The sequence below is a fragment of the Ekhidna sp. genome, assembly GCF_965247405.1.
GTDB lineage: Bacteria > Bacteroidota > Bacteroidia > Cytophagales > Cyclobacteriaceae > Ekhidna.
This window is the reverse complement of sequence record NZ_OZ252014.1, coordinates 963,135-986,470: the sequence shown is the minus strand read 5'-3', so window position 1 is coordinate 986,470 and position 23,336 is coordinate 963,135. Positions and strand designations below refer to the sequence as shown.

The window sequence follows — 23,336 nt, the reverse complement described above, 5'->3', positions numbered from 1 at the left end:
AAGATTAAATGACAATAGACATGAAAAGAATAATATATTCATTTATCATACTTCTAATGATTGGATTTCAATCATGTGAAGACGTTGTTGAAGGGTTAAATAACGACCCAAACAACTTTAACGATGCACCACTTAATCTTGTTTTGAATCATGCAAATTTAAATGTGGTAGCCATTGCTGAAGCTCATCCTGCAAGGATAGCTACAATGTTTACGGACCAGTTTGGTGGTAATGACCGTCAATATGGAACGCTTAACATTTACAGTACATTGCAGACGGATTACGATGAAGTTTGGGAAGACCTTTTTCAGAGAGGAATTACACAAGCTCAGATTGCAAAGCAAAAAGCCCAAGAGATCGGAAATGACCAGTCTGAAGGTCAAGCCCAAATTCTTGAAGCTTACTTTTTTGGTGAAGCTGCGTTGCTATTTGGAGACATTCCTTTTAGTCAGGTAAATGATCCGGAAATCTTCGATCCAGAATTTGAAGGTCAAGTATCAGTCTTAAACTCTGTAGTAACAATGCTTCAAGAAGGAGCCACTTTAGCTGGATCTTCATCTGCTGACAATAATGTATTTAATACATCGTCTTCTTGGGCTCAAATTGCTAATGCTCTTAGAGCAAGATATTTGCTTGCACTAGGGGATAATGCAGGAGCATTAAGCGCTGCTCAAGCTGCTAATTTCACTTCAAAAGCGAATGACTGGGAGATTGTGCACACAACTACCAATTTTGCTGAAAATCTATTTTATCAGTTTCAGGTAGAGCAAAGACAAGATTATCTTAAAGTCTTGGGTTCGATAGACTACAGTTATATGTCTAAGTTGCTGAATGATACAACTTCTGAATACAAAGGCAATTCTAAAACTGATGAAGGTGGAAGATATGCTTATTATGTATCTTCAGATGGTGAGGATTTAAATACTGAACCAGGTGGATTTGCAGGGATAGATACCAATTTCCCTGTGGTTTCTTTTGAAGAAATTCAGTTGATTATTGCCGAAACATCTGTTGGGACGGACAATAATGCTGCACTGACAGCACTGAATGCGGTTAGAGCTAGTCATGCTACTATGTTTACAACTGGTCAGTATGATCCTTATGTAATTGCTGATTTCCAAGTTGGTGGTGAATTGTATGACGGAACGTCTGAGGATAGTTCACTTATGATGGAAATCATGTTAGAGAAGTATTGTTCAGTTATTGGTTTACCTACCTACAGTGATGTTAGAAGAACCGATAATATGGTTGGTGTTCCAGTAAAAGGCACTGGCACTACTGTAATACCACAGCGTTACTTATATCCGCAAACTGAATCTGCGTCTAACGAAAATTTCCCAGGTTTGGTTGATCAATATACGCCTACGGCTGTGAATCAATAATTGATATACGTCGATTAAAAAAAGGCCACTCATTGAGTGGCCTTTTTTACTTTTGGAGAATGTATAAATTATATATTGCTTTATTATCCCTTCTATCTTTTACTTCTTATGCTCAAGAACCAGAGATTAGCTTATCAGGCCTTGGGATTAGGCCAATATCATCCATTCATGTAGATGATGGTAATTTCAATCTTTCAGGCAGTATCTTTCTTGATTCCAAATGGAAGGAATCTAAGATAAAAATGAATGGTTTTGACAAGATTCATGAATATCCATCAAAAATCAACTTGAAGTCAGGAATGATTCATGTTGAAATACGGGGACAGGAGTATGCCATAAAGTCTTCAAATATTGATTACTTAATCTACTTTGATAATCAAAAGTTTGTGTTTCACAACAAAATTAGTTCGTTGGTTGAGATAATACTTGAAAAAGACAGTGTTTTCCTTTACAAACGATTAAACTTAAAATTAAAAAAAGGGGATTACAATCCTGCGCTTGATGCTGGAGTTAAAAATGACAGATGGATTCAAGAGCCAGTTTATCATATTTCTTTAGGCGAAGAATTACATGAAGTAAAAAATAAAAAAGGGTTACATAATTTTCTCTTGGAGCAAGGTTTAAGAATCAAAAGATCTTCAATGCCAAACAAGAACAATGAGAAGCAATTAATTAGCCTATTGAGTAAATTATATTAATTATGAAAAACCTAGTCACTATAATAATTCTTTTTGGTGCTATTTCTGTGGACGCTCAAGAAAATATCATTTTGAATCATTATGAAATCATTAAGGGTGTCAGTGTAGACCGAATCGAAAAAGACATTCAAAAGTTAGTATCATTTGGTACCAGACATACCATGTCTGAAACGGAATCTGATACCAGAGGTATTGGTGCTGCAAGAAGATGGATCAAGGATGAATTTGAAAAAATATCAGAGGAGTGTGGCGGATGCTATGAGGTGACCATGCAGCGAACACTGGAGAAAGGAAATGCGAAGACACGTATTACGAAGGACACGGAGATAGTGAATGTCCTTGCGATCAAACGAGGAAAGACCTATCCAAATCGATACATTGTGATGTCAGGAGATATTGATAGCAGAATCTCCGATCCTCTCAACTATACTGATGATTCTCCAGGAGCAAATGACAATGCCTCTGGTATGGCTGGAGTATTGGAAGCTGCCAGAGTCTTAGCGAAGTATGATTTTGAGAGTTCGATCCTACTGGTTGGATTATCGGGTGAAGAGCAGGGCCTCTACGGCGGGAAGCATTTAGCGGCTAAAGCTGTAGAAGAAGGATGGGATATTGTAGGAGTATTGAACAATGATATGATCGGAAACATCAAAGGAGTGGATGGAGTCATTGATAATCGGACTTTCAGAATATTCTCAGAGCCAACCAATCCGAAAGATTCGGACTTTCAACAACGAATGCGACGATATTATGGTGGAGAGGTAGACGGCATTTCAAGACAGCTAGCGCGCTACGTGTATAAAATGACTAAGACCTATATGCCTGAGATGAATCCGATGATGATCTATCGACTGGATCGATTTGGAAGAGGAGGGCATCATCGTCCGTTTAATGATGCCGGTTTTGCTGGTGTAAGAATCATGGAAGCACATGAAAACTATACCCAACAGCATCAGGACATTCGAGAGGAAGATGGAATCAAATATGGGGATGTGATCGAACATGTCAATTTTAACTATGCCGCTAAATTAACAGCTGTGAATGCAATCACTCTTGCAGCACTTGCATCTGCGCCCCCGAAACCTCAAAATGTAGCCATTAGCGGAGCAGTTCAGCCATCAACAACACTTTATTGGGATGCAGTAGATGATGAGAGTTTAGCTGGATACCGAGTGTATTTTAGGGAGACTACTTCACCTACTTGGGATATGTATTACGATGTAGAAAAAGATAGAACTGAGTTCACTTTGCAAGGGATCGTTATTGATAATTATTTCTTTGGAGTTTCTGCAGTAGGAATAGATGGAAATGAAAGTCTGGTGGTATTTCCTGGCGAGGTAAAAAGGTGAGTGATAAATCATTTATCGCTAAGCCTCATGAAAGCTCATGAGGCTTTTTTTATGTCTTGAAAATAATCAGTTCTCAATTTCCTTTGGGTAGTTTTCAAAAGTTTGATGATAGTCCCTTTTTATATCCAAATGGTTGGAACTTCCCATAACCCTCTTTTTTACAATTAATTGGTTGTCGTAGGATTTAAAATAGTTGTTTGTTCAATTAATTAAATTCTATGAAAAAAACCTACTTACTTTTAATGATTTGTCTTTTTGTAGCCTCACAATTGATGGCTCAGAGGACGGTAACGGGTAAAGTCACGGATGAATCCGGAGAAGCTTTACTCGGTGTGAACGTTGTGATTAAGGGCACAACATCAGGTGGTACCACAGATTTAGATGGTAACTATCAGGTATCAGTTCAGGATAATAATGCAATCCTGGTATTCTCTTATGTTGGGTTTCAAACTCAAGAAGTTGCTGTAGGCAATAGAACTACAATTGATGTAACTATGGGTGGAGCCACAGAGCTACAGGAAGTCGTGGTTACTGCAATTGGTCTTACAGCACAAAAAAGAGATCTTGGGTACTCGATCCAGGAAGTTGGAGGTAATGAAGTTGATCGGGCTAATGAAGTAAATCTTGTTGCGAGCCTGGCAGGTAAAGCTGCGGGTGTACAAGTAACTTCCTCAGGAGGAACAGCCGGTGCATCAGCTCAGATAAGAATAAGGGGTAACAGCACCATTCAGGGGTCAAATTCTCCACTCTTCGTAGTGGATGGTATTCCGATCGATAATAGCACGTTTACGACGGCTGATTCACCTGAGGATGCTGTCTCTGATCTTGGTTCCGGGGGTGTTAATAATTCAAACCGGGCGATCGATATAAATCCGAATGATATAGAGAGTCTTACAGTTTTGAAAGGACCAGCTGCTACAGCATTGTACGGAGTAAGAGCTGGTAATGGAGCTATTATTATTACAACGAAAAAAGGAGCTAAAGGGCAAGCTAAAATCAACTATTCTTTTGGAATGACTTTCGACAAAGTAAATAAGCTGCCTGACTTACAAACCACGTATGCACAAGGTAGACCGGTTGAAACTTTTGATGGTTCAGGGGTTTTTGTACCTACGTATAGAGGACCAGAAACATTTGAAGGATTTAGTTGGGGGCCGCTTATTTCAGATTTGAGGGTATCAAACAATGCGTCAATGTGGTATCCTAACGGAGCAATTGTTGCAGCAAGTGACCCATCCGCGAGCAATGAAATTCCGGGATCTTATAATAATGCAGAAAATTTCTTCGAGACTGGTGTGACTACTAATCATTATATAAGTGCTAGCGGAGGTAATGATATCCTGAACTATTACATTTCCGCAGGCTACTTATCACAGGAAGGGATTATCCCAAATAATACATTCGAGAGAACTTCAGTAAAAACAACTATATCAGCCAATTTAACTGATAAGTTAAAAGCAACTTTATCTTCTAATTTTATTAATAGTGGAGGGCAGAGAGTACAGAATGGGTCTAATACCTCTGGTGTGATGCTTGGTCTTCTTAGAACAACTCCTTCATTTGATAATAGAGGCGGGGTAGATCCTGATGACGACCCGTCGGGGTATCAGTTTGTAGACGGTACGCCACGAGCCTATAGAGGGCAAGATGAGGGTGTTGCTATTTACGATAATCCATATTGGACAGTTTATAAAAACTTCATGACGGACAATGTCAACCGAATCATTGGGTTTGGACAATTGAGTTATGAATTTAATGACTGGTTTACGCTAAATACGAGAGCGGGGATTGATCAATATTCTGATTTTAGAAAGTTTAGGAATGATATCGGGTCTGCTACTTTTGGAGCTGGTCAGGTGATCAACCACGCCATTAATAATACGGACTTGACAGTAGATGTTTATGGTCTTCTCCAAAAAGAATTGACATCTGATATCTACTTGAATGGTACTATTGGTTGGAATTACTATGATAAAAAGGTAGATAACAGAAGAGAAGATGGTCAAGGATTGGCCTCAAGAGGATTCTTTAATGCTGCCAGTGCTCAATCATTTAGTGTTGTTGAGAGGCCTACTGCCAAGCAACTTTATGGAGTTTATGCTGATTTTAGGCTTTCCTACCAGGAAATGCTCTACTTGAATCTGACTGGAAGAAACGACTGGTCCTCAACGCTTGGATCGTCCAATAATTCCTTCTTTTATCCAGCGGTAGCATTGGGATGGGCTTTCACCGAAAATTTTGATTTAGGAAATGCTATGCCATATGGTAAGTTGAGAGTTTCCTGGGGTAAAGTAGGTAACGATGCACCTTTTGGTTTCACCAACACAGTATTTACACAGGCCAGAGTTCGTGATGGATGGACTACACCAAACGGGGTACTTTTCCCAGCCCTTGGAACGAACTCTTTCGTACCGAACAACTTGCTTGGTAACTCAGAGCTTAAGCCAGAATTTACTTCAACGCTTGAAATTGGTGCGGATTTCAGACTTCTGGGAGGTAGAATCACCACAGATATAACCTGGTATCGCGCATTAACTGAGGATGCAATTATTAGTGTTGACTTACCATATCCAACAGGATATTCACAAACAGTGATTAATGCAGGAGAGATTGAAAATAAAGGTATTGAAGCAGTGATAACCGGAAAAGTTGTGCGATCAAGTGATTTTGAATACGAGGTTGGCCTGGTATTCAATAAGTATCAATCAATAGTAAATGCAATTGCTCCAGGATTGGATGTAATTACAATTGATCCATTTGGTTCTCAAAGAATTCAGGTAGGTGAGCCATATGGTATTTTTTATGGAGGAAGATTTTTGAGAGATGATCAGGGAAGAAAAGTAATTGATCAGACAACTGGTTTACCTCTTCAAGATCCAGTGGATGGAAAAGTGGGTGATCCAACACCAGACTTCACTTTAGGCTTTAGGAATACATTTACGTACAAAGGATTTGAGCTTTCAATGTTGTTTGATTATCGCAAAGGGGGAGATGTATATAACGGTACCTCAGGTGTGCTTAACAACTTTGGTGTAGGAGCTGAAACATTAAACCGAAATGAAGTAATAGTTTTTGATGGTGTGGCAGCTGATGCCAATGGTGACCCGACGGAGACAATCAATACAGTTGGTACAGTCATTGGTGGAACGGATGGTGGCTCTAACTACTATCAAGCCTACGGATTTGTTGGCTTAACAGAGCTTACTGTTCAAGACGGAGGTTGGATTCGCTTAAGAGACGTCAACCTATCCTATAACCTACCTCAATCAATAGTAGGCAAGCTGCCTTTCTCGGCTATCAACATCAATCTGAATGCGAGGAATGTTTTCCTTATCACGGATTATACCGGAATCGATCCGGAGACGAACCTAACTGGCTCGGCTAGTAACGTATTTGGATACGATTATTTCAATAACCCCAACACAAAAAGTTATGGGTTTAAACTGAATGTTACTCTTTAAAATTTGACGAAATGAAACTAAAAATATTTTCAATAATTACATTATTTGTCATGGTCACGAGTTCATGTGACTTTGATGAAGAAATCAATGTAAGTCCGGCTACACCAGCCGATGTGTCTGCACAGGCAATTATTCCAGCTGCACAAGCAGGTTTAGCTTGGGTAGTTGGTGGCGAACTAGTTCGAATCAGTGGTTTATTTACACAACAAATGGAAGGAATAAATGCCCAACAGGCAGATAACTATCGATATCTCTGGGTCCCTGCTGATGGGGATGGTATATATTTCCGGATGTATAATAATGTACTTCAGCCATTGGTAATTATTGCTGAAAAAGCTGAAGCCGAAAATTCTAACCATACTTTGGGAATGGCTCAAATTATGATTGCTCATGGTATTGGTTCCCTGACCGACTGCTTTGGGGATGTTCCTTATTCTGACGCATTTGGTGGACTAGAAGGTAATTTCCAACCTGGGTATGATACACAAGAGTCAATTTATACAACGATCCAGGACCTTCTTGATAGCGGTATTGCTCTTTTGGAGGGATCTGCGGGGAGTGGTCCTGCTTTAGGTGGTGAAGATCTGATATATGGCGGAGATACAGACTCATGGATTGCAGCTGCATATTCCTTAAAAGCCAAGTATTACCTTCGTTTGAGTAAGCGCTCCGCTACTGCATATGGTAACGCTGAGACCGCTTTGGCAAATGCTATTTCATCTTCGGCTGGTGACTTTCAATTATCTTTTGGAACTGCTCCAAATGAATCAAATCCAGCTTACCAATTCTCCCGTGATCGAGGTGGTAATATTGAAATAGATGATTATTTCTTTGGTCTATTAAATGGTCTCAATGATCCAAGGAGGGCGGCTTTGCTAGTGGAGGACGCAACAACACCTTCAGGATACACTATTACACTTAATAGTCAAACCTACTACACTACCATTGATGCACCCGTTGTATTGGCAAGCTACGCAGAAATGAAGTTTATAGAGGCGGAAATCGAACTAATGGAAAATGCTGACATTCCAGCTGCAGAAGCTGCATTGGCAGAAGCTATTGCTGCATCAGTTACAAAGATTGCCGGATCAAATGATGCGGCGTATGTGGCTACAAACTCGGCGCTGGCAGGCCTTGCAGACGATGCAGAGAGGTTGGAGCAAATTATTACTCAAAAGTACATTGCGATGTATTCAAATGGATTAGAACCATGGACAGATTATAGAAGAACAGGCTATCCAGACCTTACTCCTGTAGCAAATGGAAATAATTCATTTAATCTCAATGGAGAAATTCCAAGAAGATTGTCATATCCAGACACTGAGATACAATTGAACAATGCGAATGTTCCAATTAAAGACGGAAATCTGCAAACTCCACTTTGGTGGGACAACTAATCAATAAATTCTACAAAAGAGGTCAGGGTGTTCCTGGCCTTTTTTGTTGATTAATGGGACGTAGAGTTATTCTTTCTTTATGAAATCAATAATCTTATTTGGAGTACTCTTTTTGAACTGTTACAGGCTTGTACTTTCTCAGGAGATAGAAGTGGGAGTAGTTCTTGATAGTGTGAAGTGTGTAAATGATGCATCACAATCTTATGCCACTTACATCCCATCAAACTATTCTCTGAATCGGGAATGGCCAATCGTGTACATTTTTGAACCAGCCGCACGGGGCAGTTTACCTATTAATAATTACAGCCCGGTTGCAGAAGAACTTGGGTTTATACTTGTTTGCTCGAACAATTCTAAAAATGGTAGTTGGGATCTTGGACTAACAGCCGCAGATGCAGTTTTTCTAGATACCCAGCAAAGATTTAAAATCGATAAAAATCTTGTTTTTACATCTGGCTTTTCAGGCGGTTCACGTTTAGCTCTTTCGATTGCGGTGATCACAAAACAAATCAGAGGTGTTATAGGAGTTGGAGCTGCTCAGCCACCCGTTGATGCGTACAAAATGTCTAAAAATTCAAATTTTCTGTATGCGGGTTTGGTTGGTAATCGGGATATGAATTATCAGGAACATAAACAGTTTTCCAAAACGCTCGGTGAATGGGGAAAACCAAATATTCTTATTATAAGTGAGCTAACTCACCAGTGGGCGTCACCGGAAGACTTTCGTATTGCAATGCTATGGATGTTGAACAATAGCGGTATTTCTCAGGCTGATCGGCTAAAGGAGGCATTAAGTAATAAGTTGGATGTTTTAAGTGATACGTTATCTGCATGGGATAAACTGAGAATGGAAGCCTATATAAGTCCGTCTGAAAATTCAAAAGGAATTGACAAGAAGCAACTCAAGAAAGAAGAGAAAATCCTTAATAAAGAGATTAAGTTAAGGTTACAGTTTAGAGACTCACTGAATAGAGGCATTGATAACTATTCAAATAGTGCATCTAAGAAATGGATGATAAATACCATAGCGCAGTATAAAAATAGAATGAATAAAACATCTGATATCAACCTGTTTTTAATGTATCATCGAGTGCTCGATTATGTCCGAGCGATTAGCATCGAAACAGGTTTTCGACTCCTCAATGCAAAAGAATATGACCGTTCAAAGCTTTGTATTGAAATTTGGTCAGCTTATCTGTCTAACCCCAGGATTAAACATTGGTGGTGGGCTAAAATTGCAGCGATGCAACATGACGAAACGGAATGTTTAATGCAGCTGGATTTGCTAGTTGATGCTGGCTTCAACGATTCAAAGAGAGTGGAAGAAGAAGAGGCCTTTGATAATGTGAGAAATCACGTAAAGTATCAGGAAATTGTTCGTAAAATGAAGAATAATTAAATAAAGCCTCAGTCTCGAGGCTTTATATATTACTTCAATATCTGCGCTGTATGATCTTTGGTCTTTACCTTTTCGATCACTTCTTCAATTTTACCTTCCTCGTCAATTACGAAAGTTGTTCGGAGCGTACCCATGTACTCTTTACCCATAAATTTCTTCAAATCCCATGTACCAAATGCTTCGTGTACAGATTTGTCTTCATCAGCAATTAGTTTGAATGGCAGCTCATGTTTAGCGATGAACTTTTGATGGGATTTTTCTCCATCGGAACTTACTCCCAGTACTTCATAGCCTTGCTTTTGAAGCTCTTTGTAATTATCTCTCAGGTTGCAAGATTCAGCAGTGCACCCTGGTGTGTTGTCCTTAGGGTAGAAGTAGAGCACTACCTTTTTTCCTTTATAATCGGATAGTTTGACCGGATTTCCGTCTTGATCTTTACTCTCAAAATTGGGTGCTTTATCGCCTGGTTTTAGTGTGATCATAGTTCTTTAGTATAAATGGTTCCGTTGTTTGAATTATCAATTACCTCTAAAACAAACTTCCCCTTAAAAGGAATGTTTTCATTTAATTTTTGTGACCAAATGAGCTCTCTCTTTGGCTCGTAGTGCATCAACACAAACTCCCCGTCGATAGTTGCTTCAAAACGCTTTATTCCAGAGAGCTCATCATCAATTCTGAACTTGAGATAATCGGCATTTGCCATCTTCATCTCAATGGAGGGAGGAACAGTATCTTCCAAAATGGTATATGTCACCAAATCCCTGGTGGAAAATTTGATTTGACCATTTTCCCATTCTCCGCCCATGAAATTGTAGCGGTTACCGAAGACCGAATAAACCATCGCTTTCTCCTGATTGTAGCCCTTATTAGGATTGAGTACAATTTCCATGTTCGATCGGAAAGGTTGAGTTTGATTCTTGAAATGAAAAAGTTCGAGATTTGCTAGAGAATCAAATTCTTTCTCGAAGGCCAAATAGAGTGTATCAAAAAGCGATCTTCGTTTCAAGTTCAGCGTGAATTCTTTTTGAACATAACTAATTTCTTGATTTGATGGTAGTAAACCTACCAAGTCGGTTTTTACGGTCTCGCCATCAAGAAACAAACTCTTCGGAGTACCATCTCTTAAATCCCAGATATAATATTGTTCTTCACCTGATTCCGCATAAGGTTTTAGTGGCACCCATTCATCTAATAAAACTGACCCTTGCTGACTTGACTTGAAATGCAGGTAATTTCCAATTTGCTCCGGTCTGTAAAGTCGTGGAGTAATTCGAATGTCTTCATCGCTCAATAGAATACGAGTCGTTGAAGTGTTCTTATAACTATCCTCTGTATTGATCTGTATTTCTTCCTGATCTACAAAATCAACCCCTCGATTGACCACATTGTAAATGTTGTGCTCATTTCCATCAGCGAGGTACAGCCGATTAAATCGCCTGCTTCCTTTTTTGTAAGCAGGATAGTTATAGTGTACCAGAATGTTTCGCTGTTTTCCGAAATTAAATGACTCTTTGTACTCAGAGAATAACGTATCTCCATCTAGCTGGAAAGTGGTCTTAATAATTCCATTCCGGTTGGGAATGCCATCCATGGGGTCATAAGAATAAATCTCTACACCGATTTTTCCTCTCAAGTTGATTGGCTCATTGGTTTGATAGCAATTTTTTCCTTTGATCAGGTCAAATTCATACCGTCCAAAATAGCCATTTACCCTTGCATCTGCATCCATTGTGACAAAAGCTACCTTTTGAACCACAGGAGCGATGTTGTCTCTTATTTCATCAAATCCCAACGCGAGTACATCAATAGGTCTATGGTTGGCGTCACGTATTTCAAAATGAAGATGAGGCCCACTGGAAGAGCCTGTATTCCCGGAGTATCCAATGATATCCCCTCTTTTGAATGGAAACTGTCCAGCTTCCGGAAAGAGGTCAACCTCGAATGATTCCTTTCTGTATTGCTCTTTCAGAGCCCATGCAGCTATCCGTGAATCAAAAGCTTCCAAATGCGCATACACGGAGAAGGTTCCGTTGGGATGTTTCATGTAAAGTGCATAACCATAACCGGATGCAGAGACCTTTATTCGGGAAATGTATCCATCTGCTACTGCATAAATGGGAAGCCCGGTTCTTCCTCCGGTCTTTACATCAATCCCGGTATGAAAGTGTGAACTTCGGATTTCGCCCACCGTCCCGGCCAGATAATTTTGCTGTCCGGGATTAATGGGAAATTGATAATCAATCGCCTGAAAGTCCTGAGCAACAGACTTCACACAAATAAAAAAGAATAATGCTATTGAAGCGTATTTCATCATTTAACTTCAAAATCAAACATCTGTTGATCTTCCAAAAACCCTACCAAACGATCACCGATTTTTACCGGCCCTACTCCTTTCGGTGTTCCTGTAAATATGATGTCTCCGGTTTTCAAAAGAATAAATTGTGAAACATACGAAATGATTTCATCAATTGGCCAGAGCATGAGTTTTGTGTTCCCGTTCTGTACCTCATTTCCATTGATCTCCAATCTAAAGTTCACATCGGTCATGTCTCGATCTCTTTTGGGTATGAATTCTGAAACAGGGGCAGAGCCATTAAATGCCTTTGCGATCTCCCACGGGTATCCTTTTTCCTTCACCTTCGTTTGCCAGTCCCTTGCAGTAAAATCAATACCTAAACCTATTTCGTCATAATATTGATGTGCAAACTCCTTCTTGATAGACTTTCCTTCTTTTTTGATTTTTACTAAAACCTCTACCTCATGGTGAATATCTTTCGAGAAGTCCGGGTAATAGAACGGAGCATTATTTTTCAGGAGCGAGGTGTCAGGCTTCATGAAAATAATCGGTTGCTCGGGTCTTTCGTTCCCTAGTTCTTTAATGTGTTCAGCGTAGTTTCTGCCGATGCAAATGATCTTCATAGTCAATCGTATTGACTCAAAAATATAAATGATTTGGGGTCATTCTAAACTAGTTTCAGAATCTTTTATGGATGGGAAAATGTTCGTTTGGTTGAAGCGACTAATGAACAAGGATTTCCTCTGGTTCTTCCACCTCTACATGACCATCTGCATTAATGGATTTCAGTGTCACTTGCTTCACTTCATTGATCAACACCGGGTCGTATTTAGCAGCCACACGCACGTAGTTTTCAGTAAAACCATGCATGATTCCATCCTGAACGTCCTCCTCAAAAAGTACCTCACAGGTTTTGCCGAGCTGTTGTTCATAGAAGTGCCTCCGTTTCTTTTCCGATAAGCCCCTGAGCATTTTCGATCGCCTGCTTCGTTCGCCCAGATCAACCTCACCTTCCATTTCTACTGCCTTCGTGTTGGGTCTTTCAGAATAAGTAAATACGTGCAGGTAAGAAATATCTAACTCATTAAGGAAGTTGTAGGTAGTCAGAAACTCTTCTTCAGTCTCTCCCGGGAACCCAACAATGACGTCTACACCAATGCAGCAATCAGGCATTAATGACTTGATTTTTTCCACCCTGCTTTGATACAGATCGCTAAGGTATCGTCGATTCATTTTTTTCAGAATGGTATCGCTTCCAGACTGTAATGGAATATGAAAATGAGGAACGAATCGTTCTGACTGTGCCACAAATTCAATCACTTCATTGGAAAGCAGGTTTGGTTCTATGGATGAAATACGGAACCGATCAATTCCTTCCACTTCATCTAGTGCTTTGACCAGATCTATAAACTTCTCCTTCCGGCGACCATCCTGAATGCCGAAATCTCCGATATTAACTCCTGTCAGTACTACCTCTTTGACATCCGTTTCTGCAATCTCTCTGGCCTGAGCTACGATGTTTTCAATGCTATCACTTCGGCTTTTCCCCCGGGCTAAAGGAATGGTGCAAAATGCACATCCATAGTTACACCCGTCCTGTACCTTCAAAAAGGTACGGGTACGATCTGCAATGGAGTAAGAAGCGTTGTACGTTTTTGCCTCTTTAATTTCTGAAGCGTAAACACCACCCTTTGTAAAATCATTCAGGTAGTCAAACAACCTAAACTTTTCCGCAGCACCAAGCACCGCATCTACCCCAGGAATCTCCGAAATCTCTTTAGGCTTAAGTTGCGCATAGCAGCCGATAATCGTAACAAAGCTTTCAGGAGAAATCTTTTTAGCCTCTTTTACGATTTTTTTACATTTCTTATCCGCATTCTCCGTCACCGAACAGGTATTGATAATGAAGATGTCCGGCTGGTCCGTGAAGTCAACTTTCACATAACCCTTATCTTCAAACATCCTCGAAATGGAGGAAGTCTCTGAGTAGTTTAGCTTGCAGCCCAGCGTATAAAATGCGACTTTTTTCATAAGAGGACCGCAAAGTTAGATACAAATCCTTGGAATAGAGATAGTTGTTGCTGAATTATGGATTTGCCTTTTCTTCCAGCAAAGGTTTTAGATGATCCCATACCGTTTCTGCAACGATCTCATGTCCCTCCGGAGTAGGATGAATGCCGTCTCTAAGATTTAACTCCGGGTTGCCGGCTACTCCTTCTAGAAGGAATGGTATATGGACGGCATCATTTTGCTCTGCCAGAGTAGGGAATAGGTCTTTGAATTCTGAAGTATAATCATCCCCCAGATTAGGAGGAACCATCATACCTGCGATGATGATTTTTACACTCGAGTTTTCCTTTTTCACTGCATTAATGATGTCCTGTAGGTTTTTGTAAGTTTCATCCAATGGCAATCCCCTTAACCCATCATTTGCTCCAAGTTCTAAAAAGAAGATGTCAGGAGTAGTTTTCAATACCCACTCGATTCTGCTCTTACCTCCTGCTGAAGTTTCACCACTCAGACCCGCATTGATGGTCTTGTAATTCAGGTTCAAAGAGTCAATTCTTTTCTGTATCAGTGCCGGGAAAGCCTGATCAATATCCAGTTGATAGCCTGCGGTAATGCTGTTACCGAAGAATAATATGATTTTCGCATCTTCTGACTGTTCCGCTTTTTCAGTCGTATTTGCCTGTGTTTTTGCGGTTGATTCAGTTTTTGATTCTTTGGGTGAATTACAACCTATGATAAGAACCGCTAACAATATAATTTGAACTCTAAGAAACATTGATAGTTGTATTAACGTGAGTGAAATGGTCTTATGACGAGCATCGTAGCTAAGTTAACATGAGAATTCACTTAACGTTTACTTTTTAAAAATTCTACATGGCCAACGAAACATCCATTTTAGAGGTTGCTAACCTTTCAAAAACCTTCCGGTCCGGTTCCAAAGAAGTGCACGTGCTTGAAAATATCAACTTCTCTGTTGATGAGGGTTCATCCGTCGCAGTGGTTGGTCCGTCTGGTAGTGGGAAAACAACTCTCCTTGGGCTTTGTGCAGGACTCGATCGCCCAACAGAAGGTTCGATTACACTTAATCACATATTGTTAGACCGGTTGAGTGAGGATGAGATGGCACAGCTTCGCAATCAGTATGTGGGGTTTGTATTTCAAAATTTTCAGCTGATCCAAACACTCACTGCACTGGAAAATGTGATGATCCCACTGGAACTTCGAGGAGTTAAGGATGCAAGCAAGCGTTCGTCTGATTTGCTCGATAGAGTAGGGTTAGGAGAGCGGATGCATCACTACCCAACGCAACTATCCGGGGGGGAACAACAGCGGGTAGCTATCGCACGGGCATTTTCTAATGAACCTAAAGTTTTGTTTGCAGATGAACCAACCGGGAATCTGGATGAAGAAACAGGGCAATCTGTGGAGGATTTACTTTTTGAGATCAATCAGGAAAATGGAACCACACTCATACTGGTAACACATGATTTGGAGCTGGCGGAAAAAACAGAAAAGATCATTCAGTTAAAGGGAGGTCATATTGTCGATCAGCGAAAGGGAACAAACACCTCACGCCTTAGATCCACCGCTTCTTAATTAATGGACAGAAAAATAACCATAGAACCTGCTAAGTACAGCAAATCCTGGCCATGGAAAATGGCCTGGAGGGATAGCCGCAAGAGTCGGGGAAAGCTTCTGCTGTTCATTGCTTCCATTTCGTTAGGAATTGCGGCCATGGTCGGAATTACCTCTTTCCGGGAAAATCTTTTGCAGGAAATAGACAATCAAGCGAAAGGACTGGTCGGTTCGGATGTGAGGGTTAGAGGCAGAAGAGATCTGCCGGATAGTTTGCTACACCAATTCAAATCGCTTACCGTCGATCATTCAAAAGAAAGCTACTTCGCATCCATGGTGATGTTTACCGAGTCCAAAGGCACTCGTCTGGTGCAGGTTCGGGCATTGGAGGGTGATTATCCATACTATGGTGCAATTGAGACAAAACCGGAAAAAGCCTCACAAAAATTCAGAGATGGTCGGTTTGCTTTGGTGGACGAGAAGATGATGATCCAGTATGATGCGCAGGTTGGAGATAGCCTGAATGTGGGTGCACTCACTTTTGAGATCATAGGGGCAATCACACAGATTCCCGGTCAGACGGATGTCTCTTCATCGGTTTCACCTGTTGTTTACATTCCATACCGATACCTTGAGTCGACTGGCCTGATTCAAAAGGGGAGCAGGATTAACTATGTGCATTATTTTCAATTTTCTGAAGAGATTGATACTACCAGTCGCTGGAAAAAATTGGCTTCCCACACCGAAAGCAAAGGGTACGATGTAGAAACCGTAGAAGAAGAAAAAAGAGAGACAGGAGAGGACTTTGAAAACCTGGCCAACTTTCTGGAACTCGTAGCTTTCACAGCGCTATTGCTGGGATGTTTGGGTGTGGCCAGTGCTATTTATGTGTATGCCAAAAGTAAAGTTCAGGCGGTGGCTGTACTAAGATGTCTGGGTATGAAAGCCAAGCAGGCAGTGAGGGTCTACCTGATTCAGGTTACTTTGTTTGGGTTTATTGGATCGATTATAGGCAGCTTACTCGGATTAGCCATACATCTGTATTTGCCGGTAGTCGTGCAAGATTTTCTACCGATTGACCTGGTACCACAACCCTATTGGCCGGCACTGGTTGTCGGAGTGCTGATAGGAATAGTTATATCTCTTTTGTTTGGACTTTTGTCTTTAATAGGTCTGCGTAAGATCAGCCCACTTTCAGCCATACGTTTAGGCTTTGGTGAATCTAAGTTTAAACTGGATAAAGCCTTGATCCCGATTGTGGGTGGAATCATCCTATTTATCTTCTTATCTGTGTTCTGGCAAATTCAGGAACTGCAAGAATCACTGGCATTTTCAGGTATTTTAATTGGAGCGATTGCTTTGTTGGGCGGTATTGGAAAAGGCGTGAGTTGGCTTACGCGAAAATTGGTGCCACAATCCATGAAATATGTCTGGCGACAGGGATTTTCCAACTTGTATCGTCCGAACAATCAAACGGTCATTTTGATAACTGCACTAGGGCTTGGGACAGCTTTTCTGGCGACACTCTATTTCATGCAGGATCTCCTTGTCCAGCGAGTGTCACTTTCAGCTGCCAATGATCGTCCAAATACGGTTTTGTTTGATATTCAGTCTGAGCAACATGAACAGATCAAAGAATTGACTCGAGCATATGACTTGCCCATCTCTCAAGATGTTCCTGTGGTCACAATGCGATTGCTGGAAGTGAAGGGATATACGAAAGATCAGGCGTTTAATGATACAACCGTTTCCATTTCAGACTGGGCATATTCACGTGAATACCGGGTAACCTACCGGGATTCATTGATTGATTCGGAGAAAATTGTAGAAGGCGAATGGATCGGAGAGGTTAGAAATGACAGTATTTATATAAGTATCTCTGAAGGATTTAAAGACAACCTGGATATTGAGCTGGGAGATGAGTTAGTCTTCAATGTACAAGGGGCGATCCTGAAGACGTATGTAGGCAGCTTTCGGGAGATTGATTGGCGGAGGGTGCAAACCAACTTTCTCGTATTGTTTCCAAAGGGTGCATTGGAGCGTGCACCACAATTTCATGTGCTGGTGACCCGTGTGGATGACATGATGAAGTCGGTTCGGTATCAGCAGGAGGTGGTGAGTAAGTTTCCTAATGTATCGATCATTGACCTGGAATTGATCCTAAAGACATTAGAAGATGTGTTGGGGAAAGTAGCTTTTGTGATCCAGTTCATGGCCTTCTTTAGCATAGGAACCGGTATCATTGTGATGATCAGTTCGATCATTCTCAGCAAGTTTCAAAGGGTACAAGAGAATGTATTATTACGAACATTGGGGGCTTCCAAAAAGCAACTCTGGACGATTACGATTGCTGAGTATTTCTTTTTAGGTGCGCTTGGAGCGCTTAGCGGGATATTGCTGGCAGGTCTTTTCACTACGTTGTTGGGACAGTTTGTTTTTGAGTTCACCTTCATCCCAAATGCTTCTCAAATCGGGATTGTCTTTGTGCTTGTAACCGGAATGAGCATTTTGATTGGTTTGCTTAACAGCCGTAGTGTGGTGCGAGAGTCACCGATGGAGGTGTTGAGGAGGGAAGGCTAATACCATTTTATTTGATCAGAAGAATTGTACTCTCTATATTTTTCTAATTCAATGCTATTAAAATATTCTTCAGTCACCTCAATGAGTTCATGTTTTCTCCAGAGAGTTCTTTTTCTGAAGAGTATAATGAAATAGTAGTTATTCTTGTCCCCATCAATTGAGTAGGGGTCACTATTGGGTAATGAAATCATATGACCTTGTTTTTCTAATTCAATTGAAGCGTACTCTCTGCTTCTTAATCTTAATTGTTCATGTGAATCAATCAGTACTTTAGAAAAGTAGGGGATTTGAAAAAGAAAGGCTGGCGATACAGGATGTTTAATAATGGAAACTCTTATAGTATTACGTTCGCTACTGTCTTGTCCATATAGGGCAGCAGAGAATAAAAAGGCTGTAAGTACAAAAAGTAACTTGATAGGTGTATTGAGTTTAGTTAGTTTCATTTTTAGTAGAGTTACCTCCTCCGCATCGGATAGTCCACCTTCTCCAGCTGCCGCTCAATTAGCTTTTCGATGCGCTTCATTTTGTAGTTATCGTCCTTGCTAACCAAGGTAATGGCCACCCCGCTAGTCTTGGCACGCGCGGTTCTGCCAATGCGGTGTACATAGTCAGCAGCATCATTGGGCACATCATAGTTGACCACCAGGTTGATGTCTTTGATGTCTATACCTCGTGAAAGCACATCAGTCGCTACCAGAATGCGCAGTTTCTTGGCTCTGAATTTCAATAGAATTCGCTCCCGCTCATCCTGCTCCAGCATGGACGAAATACCTTTTGCTTCAAGTCCTGCTTTTTTCAAACTTTGAACGATCTCTGAAACTTTCTTCTTGGTTGAGCTAAAGATCAAAATGCTCTCAAATGCTTCATACCGGCTGATGAGTTTACTTATCAATTCTGATTTATATCCCTCTTCTACGCGATAGACTTCCTGGCTGATATTTTCTGCAGGCTTAGCCAGCGCCAGCTCTATTTTCTTTGGGTCTTTCAGAATTTCCCTTGCCAGCTTCTCAATCTTGGGCGCCATGGTGGCACTAAACATGGACGTCTGCTTCAGATTGGGGAGGTAAGTGATGATCTTCTTGATGTCATCATAGAAGTTCATATCCAGCATCCGGTCCGCCTCATCCAGGATCAGATGTGTGACCTGATCGAATTTGACATACCCAAGATTCAGGTGTGAAATCAGTTTTCCTGGCGTGGCTACTACAATATTACTACCCTGTGTCAAGGCTTTTTTCTGCTGGGCAAAATCAGAACCATCTCCGCCACCATAAATAGCAATGGAGTGTACCGGTAGATAGTAGGAGAATCCTTCGATCTGCTGATCAATCTGTATGGCCAACTCTCGCGTAGGAACAACCACAAGCACCTTCACGTCATCGCTGGGGTTCTGTGCCAGGTAGTTGAGCGTCGGGATTACAAATGCGGCTGTTTTTCCAGTTCCTGTCTGCGCGCAGGCAATCAGGTCTTTTCCTTCTAGTATGGCTGGGATGGCTTCTTCCTGAATAGGAGTGGCCTCTGAGAAGCCCATGTGATCGATTGCTTCCGTAAGCTGATCGTCAAGGTTAAATTCATTAAATGTCATGTGCGGCAAAGATGCATTAATCGGGGCAAAAAATGATAAAACTAAAAAAGCACCACGCTGTAAGGTGATGCTTTGATTCGTTAATTGACGATATCCTTATTTAAGCCATCCAGAAGCTTTTCCTCTTTTTGCAAATAGAACAAGCAGAATACCAATTAATGGTATCATGATAACCATGGCAATTTCTCCAGGACCATAGGATGCAGTAGATTCTGCTATAAAAAGATTGTAAATCATTTGAACAATCACCCCAATCAGGGAAGCAATTAGCACTGTGTATGCCAGTCCTTTGCGAAGTAGCAAAAGTAAAGATCCTATTGCGCCACCCCACACAGCGATGGCAAAGGCAGCAGTAGCCCAGGCGGGTCTGTTTTCTATCATGTTGCGCTGGTCATCAGGCATAGCTTCCAGCATTTCCGGTGTAGCTAAAGCCTCTCCAAGGTATGCCAGCACACCCATCAGGTTCCAAAGCAGTGCAATAACCGCTACCACCCAAAACCAGGTAGGCGGCTTTACAGATTCGTTTGTCATAATTAATTTAGGTTGGTTAATTATTTAAATATACTGATTTCATTCCAAGCCCAATAGTTTCTATCTTCCAATTATGAAATTGATACTAGCCTTTTTTCTCGCTTTTTTTTCATTCAATGTTTTTTCTCAACTCATCAAACCCGGTCAGTGGCGCGGGGATATCCACTACTCCGATGTAGACATTCCGCTCACTTTTGAGATTGGATACCCGTTGGGAGAAATACCTGAGATTACTTTTTTGAATGGTAGGGAAAGAAGGGTTGTCAATAATGCTACGATAGAAGGGGACAGTATTTTCATTCCGCTTGAACCTTTCGATGTGGAGATCAGAGCGCGATTTGCAGCAATGAGTATCACAGGTGTTTATAAAAAATATTATCGTGACCTCACTATTCCATTTTCTGCTGAATTTGGAAAACCAAGAATGATGAAAAACAGTGTGCGACCATCACCTCCAATTGAAAAGCGCTGGGATATCACTTTTTCTCCAGAAACCTCTAGTTTGTCTAAAGGTGTAGGGCTCTTCACCCAAAGAGGTCATATTGTCACTGGCACGATCATGACGCAGGTCAGTGACTACCGCTACTTTGAAGGTATTTTGGATGGTGACTCAATCAAGCTATCCTGTTTTGATGGAGCACATGCGTTCGCTTTTGTGGGCAAAAAATCAGCGGATGGATGGAGCGGTGAGATGATTTATGATGATGGGTATAGTGAACCCTGGGAGGCGGTTTATGATGCAGAGGCGGAGCTGACAAATCCATTCGAAATGGTGGAAGTGGAACCGGGATCCCAAAGACCATATTATGACCTTCTAGGAGCAGGGGAGGGGCGTGACGCTATAGACCCTTCAAAATATGAGGGGAAGGTGCTGATCATTCAATTATTTGGCACCTGGTGTCCCAATAGTCACGATCAGACAAAGTACCTGGTGGATTGGTTCCAGAAGAAGAAGGATATGGATGTTGCAATATTGGCGTCATCTTTTGAAGCAAACTATTCTCAGGAATATGGACTGGAACGTTTGAATAAGTACAGAGAGATAAATGATATCCCTTACGATATGGTATTGGGAGGAAGATTGAGCAAAACTGGAGCAGCTATGCCATTTCCATTCATGGAACGCATAGAAGCCTTTCCTACCTTGGTCATGCTGGATAAATCAGGATATGTAAGGTATGTACACAGCTATTTTAACGGCCCGGCAACAGGTGAGTATTATCAGGCATTTGATCAGCGATTCAATGAAATCATTGATTCACTACTCGCTGAATAGACTTTTCCTTATGGACATTTAGGAAGTTTGAAGTGCTAATTCATTGACTACTTTGTAATAATCGTCAGACTTCAATATGGCAAATTCCGAATCGCTGTTATTAGCCGAGTTATCATGGATGATCCACTCTTTTGTTTCGGCTAGCACCCGTCCTTTACCATAGTCACTTTCCACCATGTCACCGACTTTTACTCTCTTCATACTTATCGATTACAGGTTATTAGGACCAGTAAGGTGATAAATAAACTTGAGAGTTCCCTAAATGTTAGAGGCCTTCTTGTTAACAATTATGATTTCTTACTCCTTCTTTTCACAGAAAATATGCCAGGTGGGATAGGTAAATGTCTCTGTCTTATTTACCCATTCACCAGCCCAGTTAAAACCACTTTTCGATATGTTTGAGAAAGTGAGTCTGTAAAATCCGGGCATTCCATTGGGTGCTGGCTGATCCCTGTAGAGTACAATGTTGCCATTTTCTCTTTTGTTTCCTTCCCAGCTCGATAGCGTGGGTGTTGCGCTGGAAGTAGAGTAGTAGTGAACGTACCATTTTGCACTGTCCGCATTGAATTGGCGGATACTACCTGAATGTAATCCATCTTCTTTCAGTGTCTCATCCTGCACAGCCATTCCATTCATGATGTATTTGAATGTCCAATCCATCATTACTGTATCGGCCCAGGTATTTTGGTCTATTCTTGAGATAGACTTACAGGTGCAGGTGCCAATGAGCGGTGCGAAATCAGCTGTTTGTTCAGGAGCTTCGGGATTGAGTTTACCATATGGATTATCTGCTGATGACTCAAATTCGTATTGAGCTTGCAATGAATGAGCAATTATGAAGAGAGTGAAGGCTAATTTTTTCATGCGTTTTGGTTTTTGTAAACTAAACGCATTCGATCAATGATAACATTATGCTTTGCAGTGAGCGAACCTGATTTTGCAGCGAATCAGATAGATAAGTCTTTCATATGCTCTTTTAGAGACTTTATTCCTTTTTTTGAATAGGGAATTTCATGATCGTTGACTAATCGAACGTGAGCGGTATCAAAATTAACCTGGTCTAAATAATTCAGATTGAGTAATGCACTTCTGTGTATACGGATAAATCTGAATGGCGCAAGCTTGTCTTCCAGTGCCTTCAGACTTTGGCGAAGCGTAAAGGTTTTGTCTGCGGTATGGATTTTCACACAGTAATCGTCCGATTGAATCCACACGATATCTTCCAGGGCTATGGGCTTGAGTTTATACCCTGTTTTCACATTCAAGTGGGGCTTTTCCTCATGGCTTAAAACCTCCTGAAGATCACTGGTCACTTTTTTCAATGTTTTGATTTCTATCGATTGCTCATCAATGGTTTTAAGTTTGGAGTGGTTGTATAGCAATCCGATAAATAGAATTGAGGCCATTAGAAAAGTGATCCCTTTCTGATAGGTGAAAAATTGGAAGAATTCGGAAAATGCAGCAAGGGATACATTTTGTGAAAATATGGATTGGACGCTAATCAATGTGATTGACAATAAAGTTGATAGTAAAACCAGACCTCCAATAGCTATCCAATTTTTATTTGATATCCTTTCTTTATTGAAAACCTTATTCCATGAGAAAAATAACACAGGTATGCTCACCACCAGCCATATCAGCCATCTTATGAGATGGTTGCTTAGTAATTCTCCAAATGCCACAGTTCTATTGGGAGTTAAATCGAATGTGTCCAGGTAGTATTTCTGCTGGGCGGCATCAAAGAAAATTAACCCAATGATGAAGGCACCTAGCAATATAGAAGTGCGACGATTCATA

Annotated in this window: 20 protein-coding genes; 9 read left to right on the top strand and 11 right to left on the bottom strand. The window is 40.9% G+C overall.

The window, feature by feature from the left end; translation table 11 throughout:
* The first annotated feature begins 20 nt into the window (after positions 1–20).
* The 6 genes from ACP14Y_RS04325 (at position 21) to ACP14Y_RS04300 (ending at position 9,686) form a co-directional block, all read left to right on the top strand.
* Positions 21–1,382 (top strand): SusD/RagB family nutrient-binding outer membrane lipoprotein, encoded by a 1,362-nt coding sequence (locus ACP14Y_RS04325; RefSeq protein ID WP_424961744.1) that lies wholly within the window; start codon positions 21–23, stop codon positions 1,380–1,382.
* A gap of 59 nt (positions 1,383–1,441) precedes the next feature.
* Positions 1,442–2,080, top strand: a complete 639-nt coding sequence (locus ACP14Y_RS04320; RefSeq protein ID WP_424961743.1) for a hypothetical protein — start codon at positions 1,442–1,444, stop codon at positions 2,078–2,080.
* 2 nt (positions 2,081–2,082) lie between these two features.
* Positions 2,083–3,429, top strand: coding sequence for a M28 family peptidase (locus ACP14Y_RS04315; protein WP_424961742.1), 1,347 nt, complete (start codon positions 2,083–2,085; stop codon positions 3,427–3,429).
* Between the two features lie 218 nt (positions 3,430–3,647).
* The gene (locus tag ACP14Y_RS04310; RefSeq protein WP_424961741.1) at positions 3,648–6,890 is read left to right on the top strand and encodes a SusC/RagA family TonB-linked outer membrane protein; all 3,243 of its coding nucleotides are present in this window, start codon (positions 3,648–3,650) and stop codon (positions 6,888–6,890) included.
* Between the two features lie 11 nt (positions 6,891–6,901).
* Positions 6,902–8,287 (top strand): SusD/RagB family nutrient-binding outer membrane lipoprotein, encoded by a 1,386-nt coding sequence (locus ACP14Y_RS04305; protein ID WP_424961740.1) that lies wholly within the window; start codon positions 6,902–6,904, stop codon positions 8,285–8,287.
* Positions 8,288–8,366: 79 nt separating this feature from the next.
* Positions 8,367–9,686 carry a hypothetical protein gene (locus ACP14Y_RS04300; RefSeq protein WP_424961739.1) on the top strand — a complete coding sequence of 440 codons (1,320 nt, stop codon included), beginning with the start codon at positions 8,367–8,369 and terminating at the stop codon, positions 9,684–9,686.
* Positions 9,687–9,715: 29 nt separating this feature from the next.
* Here ACP14Y_RS04300 and bcp read toward each other — a convergent pair whose 3' ends face one another.
* The 5 genes from bcp to ACP14Y_RS04275 form a co-directional block, all read right to left on the bottom strand.
* Positions 9,716–10,168: a thioredoxin-dependent thiol peroxidase gene (bcp, locus tag ACP14Y_RS04295; protein ID WP_424961738.1), complete on the bottom strand. Its 453-nt coding sequence runs from the start codon at positions 10,166–10,168 to the stop codon at positions 9,716–9,718.
* Positions 10,165–12,000: a M23 family metallopeptidase gene (locus ACP14Y_RS04290; protein WP_424961737.1), complete on the bottom strand. Its 1,836-nt coding sequence runs from the start codon at positions 11,998–12,000 to the stop codon at positions 10,165–10,167. The genes bcp and ACP14Y_RS04290 overlap by 4 nt, the downstream gene beginning before the upstream one ends.
* Positions 11,997–12,605 (bottom strand): fumarylacetoacetate hydrolase family protein, encoded by a 609-nt coding sequence (locus ACP14Y_RS04285; RefSeq protein WP_424961736.1) that lies wholly within the window; start codon positions 12,603–12,605, stop codon positions 11,997–11,999. The genes ACP14Y_RS04290 and ACP14Y_RS04285 overlap by 4 nt, the downstream gene beginning before the upstream one ends.
* 100 nt (positions 12,606–12,705) lie before the next feature.
* Positions 12,706–14,013, bottom strand: a complete 1,308-nt coding sequence (gene mtaB / locus ACP14Y_RS04280; RefSeq protein WP_424961735.1) for a tRNA (N(6)-L-threonylcarbamoyladenosine(37)-C(2))-methylthiotransferase MtaB — start codon at positions 14,011–14,013, stop codon at positions 12,706–12,708.
* A gap of 55 nt (positions 14,014–14,068) precedes the next feature.
* Complete coding sequence (locus tag ACP14Y_RS04275) at positions 14,069–14,767, bottom strand: arylesterase (protein ID WP_424961734.1); 699 nt, start codon at positions 14,765–14,767, stop codon at positions 14,069–14,071.
* A 98-nt stretch (positions 14,768–14,865) separates the two neighbouring features.
* On the opposite strand from ACP14Y_RS04275, the gene ACP14Y_RS04270 reads away from it, so the two are divergent.
* Together ACP14Y_RS04270 and ACP14Y_RS04265 are read left to right on the top strand one after the other, a co-directional pair.
* Positions 14,866–15,588 (top strand): ABC transporter ATP-binding protein, encoded by a 723-nt coding sequence (locus ACP14Y_RS04270; RefSeq protein ID WP_424961733.1) that lies wholly within the window; start codon positions 14,866–14,868, stop codon positions 15,586–15,588.
* Positions 15,589–15,591: 3 nt separating this feature from the next.
* Entirely contained in the window at positions 15,592–18,147 is a 2,556-nt protein-coding gene (locus ACP14Y_RS04265) for an ABC transporter permease (RefSeq protein WP_424961732.1), read from the top strand.
* On the opposite strand, the gene ACP14Y_RS04260 is transcribed toward ACP14Y_RS04265, so the two are convergent.
* From ACP14Y_RS04260 to ACP14Y_RS04250, 3 genes are all read right to left on the bottom strand, one after another.
* Positions 18,144–18,590 carry a hypothetical protein gene (locus tag ACP14Y_RS04260; protein WP_424961731.1) on the bottom strand — a complete coding sequence of 149 codons (447 nt, stop codon included), beginning with the start codon at positions 18,588–18,590 and terminating at the stop codon, positions 18,144–18,146. The two genes, ACP14Y_RS04265 and ACP14Y_RS04260, sit on opposite strands and share 4 nt — an antisense overlap.
* An 11-nt stretch (positions 18,591–18,601) precedes the next feature.
* On the bottom strand, positions 18,602–19,732 hold the full coding sequence (locus tag ACP14Y_RS04255; protein WP_424961730.1) for a DEAD/DEAH box helicase: 1,131 nt from the start codon (positions 19,730–19,732) through the stop codon (positions 18,602–18,604).
* 96 nt (positions 19,733–19,828) lie between these two features.
* Positions 19,829–20,263, bottom strand: a complete 435-nt coding sequence (locus tag ACP14Y_RS04250; protein WP_424961729.1) for a hypothetical protein — start codon at positions 20,261–20,263, stop codon at positions 19,829–19,831.
* A gap of 73 nt (positions 20,264–20,336) precedes the next feature.
* Here ACP14Y_RS04250 and ACP14Y_RS04245 point away from each other — a divergent pair, with 73 nt between their 5' ends.
* Complete coding sequence (locus ACP14Y_RS04245) at positions 20,337–21,539, top strand: TlpA family protein disulfide reductase (protein ID WP_424961728.1); 1,203 nt, start codon at positions 20,337–20,339, stop codon at positions 21,537–21,539.
* 18 nt (positions 21,540–21,557) lie between these two features.
* Here ACP14Y_RS04245 and ACP14Y_RS04240 read toward each other — a convergent pair whose 3' ends face one another.
* From ACP14Y_RS04240 to ACP14Y_RS04230, 3 genes are all read right to left on the bottom strand, one after another.
* On the bottom strand, positions 21,558–21,740 hold the full coding sequence (locus ACP14Y_RS04240) for a hypothetical protein (protein ID WP_424961727.1): 183 nt from the start codon (positions 21,738–21,740) through the stop codon (positions 21,558–21,560).
* A 96-nt stretch (positions 21,741–21,836) separates the two neighbouring features.
* The gene (locus ACP14Y_RS04235) at positions 21,837–22,403 is read right to left on the bottom strand and encodes a hypothetical protein (RefSeq protein ID WP_424961726.1); all 567 of its coding nucleotides are present in this window, start codon (positions 22,401–22,403) and stop codon (positions 21,837–21,839) included.
* An 83-nt stretch (positions 22,404–22,486) separates the two neighbouring features.
* The gene (locus ACP14Y_RS04230) at positions 22,487–23,335 is read right to left on the bottom strand and encodes a LytR/AlgR family response regulator transcription factor (protein WP_424961725.1); all 849 of its coding nucleotides are present in this window, start codon (positions 23,333–23,335) and stop codon (positions 22,487–22,489) included.
* Position 23,336 lies beyond the last annotated feature (1 nt).

Bases quoted from the DNA above. Each gene is read 5' to 3' on its own strand.
- ACP14Y_RS04325 (WP_424961744.1), top strand. From the start codon at position 21: ATGAAAAGAATAATATATTCATTTATCATACTTCTAATGATTGGATTT.
- ACP14Y_RS04320 (WP_424961743.1), top strand. From the start codon at position 1,442: ATGTATAAATTATATATTGCTTTATTATCCCTTCTATCTTTTACTTCT.
- ACP14Y_RS04315 (WP_424961742.1), top strand. From the start codon at position 2,083: ATGAAAAACCTAGTCACTATAATAATTCTTTTTGGTGCTATTTCTGTG.
- ACP14Y_RS04310 (WP_424961741.1), top strand. From the start codon at position 3,648: ATGAAAAAAACCTACTTACTTTTAATGATTTGTCTTTTTGTAGCCTCA.
- ACP14Y_RS04305 (WP_424961740.1), top strand. From the start codon at position 6,902: ATGAAACTAAAAATATTTTCAATAATTACATTATTTGTCATGGTCACG.
- ACP14Y_RS04300 (WP_424961739.1), top strand. From the start codon at position 8,367: ATGAAATCAATAATCTTATTTGGAGTACTCTTTTTGAACTGTTACAGG.
- bcp (WP_424961738.1), bottom strand. From the start codon at position 10,168: ATGATCACACTAAAACCAGGCGATAAAGCACCCAATTTTGAGAGTAAA.
- ACP14Y_RS04290 (WP_424961737.1), bottom strand. From the start codon at position 12,000: ATGATGAAATACGCTTCAATAGCATTATTCTTTTTTATTTGTGTGAAG.
- ACP14Y_RS04285 (WP_424961736.1), bottom strand. From the start codon at position 12,605: ATGAAGATCATTTGCATCGGCAGAAACTACGCTGAACACATTAAAGAA.
- mtaB (WP_424961735.1), bottom strand. From the start codon at position 14,013: ATGAAAAAAGTCGCATTTTATACGCTGGGCTGCAAGCTAAACTACTCA.
- ACP14Y_RS04275 (WP_424961734.1), bottom strand. From the start codon at position 14,767: ATGTTTCTTAGAGTTCAAATTATATTGTTAGCGGTTCTTATCATAGGT.
- ACP14Y_RS04270 (WP_424961733.1), top strand. From the start codon at position 14,866: ATGGCCAACGAAACATCCATTTTAGAGGTTGCTAACCTTTCAAAAACC.
- ACP14Y_RS04265 (WP_424961732.1), top strand. From the start codon at position 15,592: ATGGACAGAAAAATAACCATAGAACCTGCTAAGTACAGCAAATCCTGG.
- ACP14Y_RS04260 (WP_424961731.1), bottom strand. From the start codon at position 18,590: ATGAAACTAACTAAACTCAATACACCTATCAAGTTACTTTTTGTACTT.
- ACP14Y_RS04255 (WP_424961730.1), bottom strand. From the start codon at position 19,732: ATGACATTTAATGAATTTAACCTTGACGATCAGCTTACGGAAGCAATC.
- ACP14Y_RS04250 (WP_424961729.1), bottom strand. From the start codon at position 20,263: ATGACAAACGAATCTGTAAAGCCGCCTACCTGGTTTTGGGTGGTAGCG.
- ACP14Y_RS04245 (WP_424961728.1), top strand. From the start codon at position 20,337: ATGAAATTGATACTAGCCTTTTTTCTCGCTTTTTTTTCATTCAATGTT.
- ACP14Y_RS04240 (WP_424961727.1), bottom strand. From the start codon at position 21,740: ATGAAGAGAGTAAAAGTCGGTGACATGGTGGAAAGTGACTATGGTAAA.
- ACP14Y_RS04235 (WP_424961726.1), bottom strand. From the start codon at position 22,403: ATGAAAAAATTAGCCTTCACTCTCTTCATAATTGCTCATTCATTGCAA.
- ACP14Y_RS04230 (WP_424961725.1), bottom strand. From the start codon at position 23,335: ATGAATCGTCGCACTTCTATATTGCTAGGTGCCTTCATCATTGGGTTA.